Annotated in this window: 6 protein-coding genes; 4 read left to right on the top strand and 2 right to left on the bottom strand. The window is 73.6% G+C overall.

Going from position 1 to position 10195, the window contains the following annotated elements:
• Positions 1-39: 39 nt before the first annotated feature.
• Both ACFHW0_RS30560 and ACFHW0_RS30555 read left to right on the top strand, forming a co-directional pair.
• On the top strand, positions 40-876 hold the full coding sequence (locus ACFHW0_RS30560) for a hypothetical protein (RefSeq protein ID WP_416613098.1): 837 nt from the start codon (positions 40-42) through the stop codon (positions 874-876).
• Complete coding sequence (locus tag ACFHW0_RS30555) at positions 857-1897, top strand: 3-dehydroquinate synthase family protein (protein WP_416613097.1); 1041 nt, start codon at positions 857-859, stop codon at positions 1895-1897. The genes ACFHW0_RS30560 and ACFHW0_RS30555 overlap by 20 nt, the downstream gene beginning before the upstream one ends.
• Before the next feature lie 34 nt (positions 1898-1931).
• On the opposite strand, the gene ACFHW0_RS30550 is transcribed toward ACFHW0_RS30555, so the two are convergent.
• Both ACFHW0_RS30550 and ACFHW0_RS30545 read right to left on the bottom strand, forming a co-directional pair.
• Positions 1932-2699, bottom strand: a complete 768-nt coding sequence (locus ACFHW0_RS30550; RefSeq protein ID WP_416613104.1) for an alpha/beta fold hydrolase — start codon at positions 2697-2699, stop codon at positions 1932-1934.
• Between the two features lie 233 nt (positions 2700-2932).
• Positions 2933-4123: an ATP-grasp domain-containing protein gene (locus ACFHW0_RS30545; RefSeq protein ID WP_416613096.1), complete on the bottom strand. Its 1191-nt coding sequence runs from the start codon at positions 4121-4123 to the stop codon at positions 2933-2935.
• Positions 4124-5188: 1065 nt separating this feature from the next.
• Between ACFHW0_RS30545 and ACFHW0_RS30540 the strand changes: the two genes are divergently transcribed.
• Both ACFHW0_RS30540 and ACFHW0_RS30535 read left to right on the top strand, forming a co-directional pair.
• Complete coding sequence (locus ACFHW0_RS30540; protein WP_416613095.1) at positions 5189-8887, top strand: non-ribosomal peptide synthetase; 3699 nt, start codon at positions 5189-5191, stop codon at positions 8885-8887.
• A 130-nt stretch (positions 8888-9017) separates the two neighbouring features.
• Positions 9018-10195, top strand: a 1178-nt coding sequence (locus tag ACFHW0_RS30535) for an AMP-binding protein (protein WP_416613094.1), incomplete at its 3' end; no start/stop codon positions are given.

Genomic DNA, 10195 nt, shown 5'->3' with positions numbered 1-10195 from the left:
GACCGTCGAGTCCTGTGCTCCACCCGCCCGTCAGCCGAGGTGCCGTCGTTGGAACGCTGCTGGTTGTTCGCCCGCTCGGCCGTGCCGGCCGACGGGTGCCCGGACACGCGGGTGGCCGAGCTGGTCGGAACGGTCCTCACCGGTCTGGTCGCCGCCGCCCGCCGGGCCGATCCGGGCATGGAGTGGTTCTTCGACCCGGCGGGCTCCCCCGCCGGGCCACACGTGGACCTCGGCTTCCACGCCGGCCCGGCCGCGCTCGACGTGGTACGGGCGCGGCTGCTCGCGTACGACCCGGGGGTGTCCTTCGCCGCCGACCGGTGCGTGGTGCGCGACGCCGCCCGGGGCGGCCCGCTCGCGTCGGCGGGCAGTGACCTGGCCCTGACCCTGCTCGGCGGGGACGCTCCCTGGCTGGCCGGCGTCGAGCTGCCGCTGGCCGTGGCGCACCTGTGGTACCTGACGGGGCTGGTGCCGGCGGCCGACCGGCTGGCGTTCCTCTTCCTGCACTGGCAGGAGCGCAGTCAGCGGCTCACCGTCGCGCAGCGGCGGGACCTCGCCGCGCAGGCGGACGCGGGCGCGGAGAAGATCGTCCTGGCGGCCGGCGACCTGCCGCTGGGCGGGGAGGTCGCCGCGGCCTGGCAGCGCTACCTGGACCGGGTGGCCGACGTGGTCGGCCGCGACCACCCGGCGACTCCGGCCGGCTTCCTGCTGGCGCACCACGCCCAGCTCACGCACGACCGGTGGGGCATCGGGCCGGACGTCGACTCGCTGGCCGCGCTGGCGCTGCGCCTGTCGATGGTCCGGGAACGCCCGGTCGTCGCCGCGCCGGTCCCCGTCCCGCAGAGGAGGCAGCAGCCGCATGCACGCGTCCGCACCTGACCCTTGCGCCCCCGCCGAGCCGGCCCGGATCGAGGTGGCGCTCGGCGAGCGCGCGTACCCGGTGCTGATCGGCCCCGGTGTGCGCCACCGGCTGCCGGCGGAGGTGGCGCGGATCGGCGCGCGGCGGGTCGTGGTGGTCTCGGCCCGGCCGCCGGAGTGGACGCCCGACCCGGGCGTGCCGCACCGGGTGGTGCCGGCACGCGACGGCGAGCACGACAAGAACCTGGCCACGGTCGAGCAGCTCTGCCGGGCGTTCGCCGAGTTCGGGCTGACCCGCGCCGACGCGGTCGTCTCCTGCGGCGGCGGCACCACCACGGACGTGGTCGGGTTGGCCGCCGGCCTCTACCACCGGGGCGTCGCGGTGATCCACCTGCCGACCTCGCTGCTCGCCCAGGTCGACGCCAGCGTCGGCGGCAAGACCGCGGTCAACCTGCCGGAGGGCAAGAACCTCGTCGGGGTGTACTGGCAGCCCCGGGCGGTGCTCTGCGACACCGAGCACCTGGGCACGCTGCCGGAGCGGGAGTGGCGCAACGGCTACGGGGAGATCGCCCGGGCGCACTTCATCGGCGCGGGTGAACTGCGCGACCGCCCGGTGGCGGAGCAGATCGCCGTCTGCGTGGCGTTGAAGGCGCGGGTGGTGGCCGCCGACGAGCGCGACTCCGGTCTGCGGCACATCCTCAACTACGGTCACACGCTGGGGCACGCGTTGGAGCGGGCAACCGACTTCGGCCTGCGGCACGGCGAGGCGGTCGGCGTCGGCACGGTCTTCGCGGGCCGGCTGGCCGGCGTCCTCGGCCGCGTCCCGGCCGACCGGGTGGCCGAGCACCACGAGGTGGTGGCGGGCTACGGCCTCGACACCGCACTGCCCGACGGCGTCGACCACGACGAGCTGGTCGCGCTGATGCGGCGGGACAAGAAGGCCACCTCGGGCCTGTCCTTCGTCCTGGACGGCCCGGCCGGGCCCGAACTGGTCGCCGACGTCCCGGAGTCCGCCGTGCGTACCGCGCTGGCCGGCATGTAGCGGCCGGCACCCCGCCCACGGCCGGCAGCCCGGCTCAGCTGGGCCGTCGCCCCAGCAGGGCGCGGAGGATCGGCTCGGCACGGGTCCACAGCACCGCGCCGCCGATCCCCGGCACGAGGTGCCGGACGGCGCCGGGAATCCGGGCGGCCAGCGTCGCTCCGTTGTCGGGCGAGTGGCTGGTGTCCTGCTCGCCGTACCAGACGTCGACCGGAACCGTGATCGCCGCGAGGTCGAAGGGCCACCGCCCCATGGCCAGGACGGTGTCGCGGGCGTAGCCGGCCGGGCCCTGGGCGAACCCCTCGCGCAGGGCGCGGCGGTAGGCGGCCTCGAAGCCCGGATCCCGATACACCGCCAGGTCGGCCTCGCGACTCCCGCTCGTCACCAGGCGCCACATCGCGTCCGCGTCGAAGCCGGCGAAGAACTGCTCCGCCGCCGCGGGATCGGCGGCGGTCGTGTCCACGAGCCGACGCAGCTCCGCCGGCAGCGCGTCGGCGAACTCCGGCGCGGCGACCTCGTCCGCGCCGGACACGACGGCCAGCGCCGCGGCGACGCCCGCCTCGGCGCACGCGAGAGCGAACGGCGCGCCCTGCGAGTTGCCGACCACCGCGGGGCACGCCAGTCCCCGCAGTCCGACGAGGTCGCGGATGTCCGCGGCGAAGTCGGCGTACGTCCGGCCGGGCGCGGGGGTCGAGCTGCCGAGCCCCGGGCGGTCCACGGAGACCAGACGCACCCCGAGCGCGTCGACGACGTCCGCGCCGAAGCCGAGCCACCGGCTCGTGGCCGCCCCCGGGCACAGCAGCACCGGGACACCGTCCGGCGGCCCCCACTCGGCCCAGCCGAGCAACCGCCCGTCGGGGAGCCGGCTCTCACCGAGGCGGACCGGATCGTCGACGCGCACGCTCATGATCCTCATCATGGACCCGGGGCCGGCGACCGCGCACGGCGTTTTCGCCCGGCAACGGGACGGCGCCGGTGTGGCGGTCGACCGCGGTCGGGCCTCCCCCGGACCGCCGCCACGGCCCGGGGGACGACGCGTCAACCGCCCAGCGCCCGCTGGATCTGCGCGACCAGCACCCCGCAGGCGTACCGGTCCGAGGCGCCGACCATGCCGACGATGGTGGCCGGCAGTGGGCCGTTGTCCGTCTCCGCCGGGTCGTGGTGCATGAACGCGACGAACTGCCCCCGGTCGATGAACGGCGCGAGGAGCGGCTCGGCGTCGACGCCGGGGGCCAGCGAGAAGAACGTGGTCATGGCGCACGGGTGCTGCCCCAGCAGCGAGCTGCGGTGCAGCACCGACGTGGTGGCCCCGCTGACCCGGAAGTTCGGGTCGATGACCCGCAGCTCGCCGCCCCGACCGATTCCGGCGTCGAAGGAGCAGTACCCCCGGTACCCGAGAGCACTGGCCTTTCGGACCCCTACGGTCAGCGCTTCGATCAGCTCCGCCGGCGGCTGGTCGTCGTCGAGCACACAACCGACCCACGTCGAGGTGGGCTGCGGCAGGTGTTCGGACGCACCGAAGTACTGCACCGCTCCGCTCTCCGTCACGCCGAACTGGAGTCCCCAGATCGTCCGGAAGGGCACCTCCTCCTCGACGATCCACCGATCGCTCACCTGTTCCAGCTGGTTGAACAGTGCCCGGTGCCGCCGGTCCTGCAACCGCCTGGTGAAGATCGCGATTCCGCTGTACACCTCGACACCGGCCGGTTTGACCACCGCCGGCCGCCGGTCCTGCTGCACGATGCGGCGTACCTCGGCGGGGGTGGCGACCTGGCGACGGGGCAGGTATTCCGGTGCGATCAGTGTTTCCAGCGTGGTCTTGTTGTTGAGGCGGGCCAACAGGTCCGGGGACACCCGGGCGCGCGCGGCCCGCAACTGCGGATCGTGCGGGGGAAACTGGAACTCCAGCGTCTCGCCCCGCTCGGCGGCGTCCCGGGCGAACTGCACCGCCTGCGCGCCGGAGCGGAACTCGCGCAGATCACTCGGCGTCTTGAGACCGCACCGGCTGAGCAGACGCAGCGACTTGTCCGCGCTGGAGCCGGTGCTGCAAATGGCCGACGCCTGGTGCGGGAGGGTCAGGTGGAGACCGGTGATCATGTCCAGCCCGTTGTACAGGGCGGTGCCCGCACCGGCGAGATAGCGGCTGCCGGCGGTCGTCACCGGATCGGGTGGCCGGGCCAGGACCACCCCGTCGTGAGCGAACACCTGCACCTGGATAGGTCCATCCATTGGATCTCCTGACATGCCGGCCCACAAAGGGCCTCGGGGTGGCACGGAGTCCGGGTGCGCAACGACCACGAACAGCGGAGAACGTGGACGGATGCGTGCGCTCCCGGTCCTGATGAGGCCGCTCGGCCACGAGAGTCGGGCGTACCGCGTGCACCGACCGGACGGTCCCTGACTGGACCGGCCAGGCAGCGGGCTGACTTGTGGTCAGCGCTGCGTTTGGCAAGGTGCACACCAACAGGCGGTGGCTGAATTGCCAGTCACCGACTGGGTCATGATCGGGAAAGCATAGTCAATCCTCATTTCCCCGGGATGGGCCGGTCAGCCGACCGCGGGCGGCCCTTTTCGCCGCCGGGATCGCCAATTCTCCGATCCGAACCCTGGACCCGGGCTGACCGAATAGCCTTTTTCGAAGAAGACCCCGGGACCATTCTCCGTCGAAACCGGACATTCGTGCATCGACCCTCTCGGAGGGCACCAACCATCCACTATAGAAAAGATATAGCGGCGTGTGCTTTCGGCGAAAAGTCGCGGCATCCGGCCGAAATTCCGACCGACCGTCGCCGGCAAACACCACACTGACCAGCCCAAATTGCCGATCCGGCAGCCGCGGCATCGGACGCGGGCCCGGGTCCGGTCATTACTGCGGGCGTATCCTCGGCGGGCCCCGGTCGGAATCTGCGGCCGTCACGCTAGGGGTCGACGTGCATATCTCTAGGGGTGTACGCCGCTCCACCGCGCTTCGTAGGGTCGGGCCCCATCGGTTCGTCGTTCCCTTTTTCGCTGCACCGGACGGGGGACGAATGTGGGTGCGCGGCGCCCCGGATGGACGGGAGGCGCCGGTGATCGGATCGGGCACCGACCTGCTCCTTTCGATCGAGGACGTGCCGGCGACCCGGAATTCGGACGGTGACCCCGTCGGTGTCGCACCGCCGTCCGCGCCCGGCCACCCGAATCGGCCGCGGCGCCCGCGAACCGTCCCTGCCGCGCCGACCGGAGTGCGCCCGCTGGTGCGGCACCGAGGCCCCGCGCCTTCCGGTCACCCCCTTTCGATCGGAGGTTGAGCTGATGTCTGTCGGGTTCGATGGTGCGCGGGCCGTGGACGGCGCGGTCGACGCCGGTGCGCTGGACCTGGTGGGGGACCTGCGCCGGCCGACGGTGTGGCCGGCCCGGGCCGCCTCGGTGCACCGGGTGCTGCCCTCCTGGTCGCCGAACGTCGGGCCGGCCGGCGACGTCGTGGTGGCGGGGCTCGTGGCGGTGCTGGCCCGCTGGACGGCCCAGGAGCAGGTGGTGGTGGGCCTGTCGGCCGGTGGCGGCGGATCGGTGCTGCGGGTGGACGTGGCGGGCGATCCGGGTTTCGCCGAGCTGGTGACGCGGGTGCGCTCGGCGCTGGCGGCGCCCGTGGCCGTGGGCCGGGAGCCGGTGGGCCCGGTGGTGCTGACGCTGGTGGACGCGCCGGTGGCGGACAGTGGGCCGGCCGTGGTGGACGTCGACCTCGTGGTCGGTGTGGCGTCGGACGGGTCGGCGCTGCGGGTGGACTACGCGGCGGAGGGTTTCTCGGCACAGTGGGTGCGGGGTCTGGTGGACCAGCTCGTGGTGCTGGTCTCCGCCGGGTTGGCGGGGCCGGAGGTGGGATTGTCGGCGCTGCCGCTGCTGGGGGACGCGGAGCGGGAGCGGTTGTTGGCGTGGGGGCGGGGCCCGGTGCGTGAGGTGTCGGGTGAGCCGATCCACGAGTTGGTGCTGGGGTGGGCGCGGCGCACGCCGGAGGCGGTGGCGGGTGTCGCCGGCGGCGAGGTGTTGACGTACGGGGAGTTGGATCGCCGGTCGGCCGTGCTGGCGGCGTATCTGCGGTCGGTGGGTGTGGGCGCGGGTGACGTGGTGTCGCTGGCGTTGGAGCGCGGGTTGTGGTCGTTGGTGGCGACGACGGCGGTGTTGCGGGCGGGTGCCGCGTACACGCCGATGGACGTGTCGTGGCCGGTGGAGCGGATGCGCGTGCTGCTGGCCGACCACGGCGCGCGGGTGGTGCTGACCGTCGCTGCGGTGGCGCCCCGGATTCCCGGTGGCGACGGGGTGTCGGTGGTGGCGTTGGACGACGACTGGCCGGTGGTGCAGGCGGGTGAGCCGGTGGAGCTGCCGGTGGTGCCGGCGTCCGCGCCGGCGTTCGTGATCTACACGTCGGGATCGACGGGTACGCCGAAGGGTGTCGTGCTGACGCACGAGAGGCTGACGAACTTCCTGGCGTGGATGACCGACGAGTGCGCCGTCGGCCCCGACAGCCGGATGCTGCATTCGGCGGCACCGGTCTTCGACGCCGCCTTCGGGGAGATCTTCGCGACGCTCACCGGTGGGGGCCGCGTCGTCGTCTGCTCCCGCGACGACCTGCTCGACGCGCGCCGGCTCACCGACCTCATCAACACCCACGACGTCACGCACACGTTCGGACCGGCCACCAACGTCGCCCCGCTCGACCCGGCCGCCTGCCCGGGGCTGCGCTGCATCATCCTCGGCGGCGAGGCCGTCCCGCCGCAGCTGGCCCAGCGGTGGCTGGCGGCGGGTACGCGGGTGGTGAACGCGTACGGGCCGGCGGAGATCGCCGTGGCGTGCACGTGGTTCGACGCGTCGGCGGGTTGGGCCGGCGCGTACGTGCCGATCGGCTGGCCCATGCCCAACCGGCAGATCCGCGTCGTCGACACCGACCTCAACCTCGTGCCCGCCGGCGTACCCGGCGAAATCCTCATCACCGGCTTCGGCGTCGCCGACGGCTACCTCAACCGCCCCGAACTCACCGCCCAGCGCTTCGTCACCGACCCGTACGGCGGCGGCCTCGCCTACCGCAGCGGCGACCTCGGCCGATGGAACACCACCGGCGCACTCGAAATCCTCGGCCGCATGGACCACCAGGTCAAGGTCAACGGCATCCGCATCGAACTCGGTGAGATCGAGACCGTTCTCGCCCGACACCCCGACGTCGGCGCCGCCGTCGTCACCCGCCGCGAGGAGCACGGCACCGCCCGCCTCATCGCCTACGTCACCGGACGCAACGGCCGCACCCCCGTCACCGCCGAACTACGCGCACACGCCGCCACCGTGCTGCCCAGCTACATGGTCCCCGCCGTGATCATGGTCCTCGACCGCTTCCCCGTCGGCGGCACCGGCAAGATCGACCGGAACGCCCTGCCCGCGCCCGACACCCAACGCCCCGACCTCGGGGTGGAGTTCGTCGAGCCGGCGACGAACGAGGAGCGCCTCGTCGCCGCGGTGTTCGCGACCGTCCTCGGCATCGACCGGGTCGGCACGCGCGACAGCTTCTTCGACCTGGGTGGCACCTCCCTGCAGTCCGCGGCGGTCGCGACGCGTATCGACGAGGCCGCGGACGTCGTCGTTCCCGTCTCGCAGATCCACCGCACCCCCACACCGCAGGGCCTGGCCCACTGGCTGACCACCGCGCCCCGCCGCACGGACGCCGACGCGACCGCCGCGCAGGCCCGTCAGCGCCCCGGCCCGGTTCCGCTCGCGCAGCAGGTGGCGAAGTGCCTCATGTCGCCGCTGGAGGTCGTCGTCCCGGTCACCTGGTGGATCGAGGGTGAGCTGGACCTGCGGGCGTTGATGGCGGCGCTGGGCGACGTGCACCGCCGGCACGAGGCGCTGCACGCCCGCTACCGGCGGACGGCTCCTCCGGTCGCACTCGTCCCGCCGAATCCGGGCATGCCGCAGCTGCGGCTGCTCACCGACGCCGGCAGCGAGCAGGAAGCCCTGGACCAACTGGCGGAGGCGGTGCAGCAGCCGCTCGACTACACGCAGGGCCGCGTCTGGCGGGCCGCCCTGATCCGGGAGAAGTCCACCGGGCGGGTCCTGTTCGGCGTGGGCATCCACCACATCGCCTTCGACGGCTGGTCGTACGCGCTGCTGGTGCGGGACCTGAGTCACGCCTACGCGGCGCGGCTGTCGGGCGCGGCCCCGGTGTGGGCGCGGCCGGCGCCGACGCTGCGTCAGTCGTACGAGGAGTACGCCCGGCTGCGCGACGCCGCCGACCTCGACGCGCAGCGGGCCTACTGGCGCGAACAACTGCGCGGGCTGCCCCGCCAGGGCCGGGGCGAGGCCACGGCACCGCTGGAGCAGGCACTGGCCTGGGGTCCGAAGGCCGGGCACACCGTCACCGTCACCCCGGAGGTCCTGCGGCGCTGGGACCGGGCCGCCCGGGAACAGCGGTTCAGCCGGTCCAGCTACTTCGTCGCGGCGTTCGCCTCCGCGCTGCGCGCCGTCCACCAGCAGGACGACATCGGCCTGCTGATGGTGGTGGCCAAGCGCGGCAGCCGCGTTCTCGACTCCGCCTTCACCACCCGGCTGAACCTCAACTGTGTCCGGGTGCGCTTCGACGGGCCGCAGGACGACAAACTCGTCCTGCGGGTCAACGAGACGATCAGCGACCTCATGCGGGCCCAGGACGTGCCCTTCGCGGAGACCGCCGACGACCCCGCCGCCGGGCTCTCCGGCGAGGTGGTCGCCAGCCTGCCGACCTTCGTGTTCCAGGACAACGTGGTGCTTCCGCTGGAGCTGCCCGGCTGCCGGGCCGAGGAGGTCGTCGACCCGTACGCCCGGGAGGTGCCCAACGGCCTCACGGTCGAGGTGCTGCCCCGCGCCGACCACGCCCTCCTGCGCGTCACCATCCGCACCGACTACCTGCCGTACGGCTTCGCCGAGGAGTTGAACGGGCACATGCTGCGCTTCCTGGAAGCCGGGCCGCCGGGCTCCCCCACCACCGGTTGACCGTTCGCCCCGTACACACCGGACTGCTTGTCATGGCCGTGGGCGCGCGGGCCGCGTCCCCGGAGTTCGTGGTTCTTCCCCGCCCGGCGTACCCCCGAGGGCGACGCCGGGCCTGATCGGAGGTTGGCTCATGTCTGTCGGGTTCGTTGGTGGTCGGGTCCCGGCCGTGGGTGTCGCCGGGGCCGGCACCGACTTCGAGGTCCTCGACCTCGTGGGGGACCTGCGCCGGCCGACGGTGTGGCCCGCCCGGGCGGCCTCGGAGTTCCGGAGGGTGGACCTGCCCGACCTGGCGGGCGCGGAGTCGCCCGGCGCGGTGGTGCTGGCCGGCCTGGTGGGAGTGCTGGCCCGGTACACCGCCCAGGCCGAGGTCGTGGTGGGCCTGTCGTCGGGTGGGGTGTTGCGGGTCGACGGCGCGGACGACCCCGGTTTCGGCGAGTTGGTGTCGCGGGTGGCTGCGGCGTTGGCCGGGCCGGTCACGCCGGCCGGGGGCGCGGTGGGTCCGGTGGTGGTGGGGCTGGTGGACGCTCCGGTGGCCGAGGTGGGGCCGCATGTCGTGGACGTGGATGTGGTGGTGGCCGTCGCGGGCGACGGGTCGGCGGTACGGGTGGACTACGCGGCGGACGGGTTCTCGGCGCAGTGGGTGCGGGGCCTGGTGGACCAGACGGTGCTGCTGGCGTCGGCGGGGTCGGCGGATCCGGGGGTCGGCCTGTCGGGGTTGCCGCTGGTGGGGGACGCGGAGCGGGAGCGGTTGTTGGCGTGGGGTCGGGGCCCGGTGCGCGAGGTGCCGGGTCAGCCGATCCACGAGTTGGTGCTGGAGTGGGCGCGGCGCACGCCGGAGGCGGTGGCGGGCGTCGCCGGCGGTGAGGTGCTGACGTACGCGGAGCTGGAACACCGCTCGGGGGCGCTGGCCGGGTACCTGCGGTCGCTGGGCGTGCGGGCCGGTGACGTGGTGTCGCTGGCGTTGGACCGCAGCCTGTGGACGTTGATCGCCACCCTGGGCGTGATGCGGGCGGGCGCGGCGTACACGCCGATGGACGTGTCCTGGCCGACGGAGCGGATGCGCGTGCTGCTGGCCGACCACGGCGCACGGGTGGTGCTCACCGTCGGCGAGGTCGCCGCACGCGTCCCCCGGTCCGACGGCGTACGGCTGGTCAGGCTGGACGACGACTGGCCGACCGTGCAGACGCACGAACCGGTCGATCTGCCGACCGTCGAGCCGTCCGCGCCGGCGTTCGTCATCTACACGTCCGGTTCCACAGGCACGCCGAAGGGCGTCGTGCTGACCCACGACAACCTGACGAACTTCCT

The sequence above is a fragment of the Micromonospora sp. LOL_025 genome (assembly GCF_048060285.1).
Taxonomy (GTDB): Bacteria; Actinomycetota; Actinomycetes; order Mycobacteriales; family Micromonosporaceae; genus Micromonospora.
This window is presented reverse-complemented; position numbering and strand designations above follow the sequence as displayed.

Coding starts and splice junctions, on each gene's coding strand:
- ACFHW0_RS30555 (WP_416613097.1), top strand. CDS start 857: ATGCACGCGTCCGCACCTGACCCTTGCGCCCCCGCCGAGCCGGCCCGG.
- ACFHW0_RS30545 (WP_416613096.1), bottom strand. CDS start 4,123: ATGGATGGACCTATCCAGGTGCAGGTGTTCGCTCACGACGGGGTGGTC.
- ACFHW0_RS30540 (WP_416613095.1), top strand. CDS start 5,189: ATGTCTGTCGGGTTCGATGGTGCGCGGGCCGTGGACGGCGCGGTCGAC.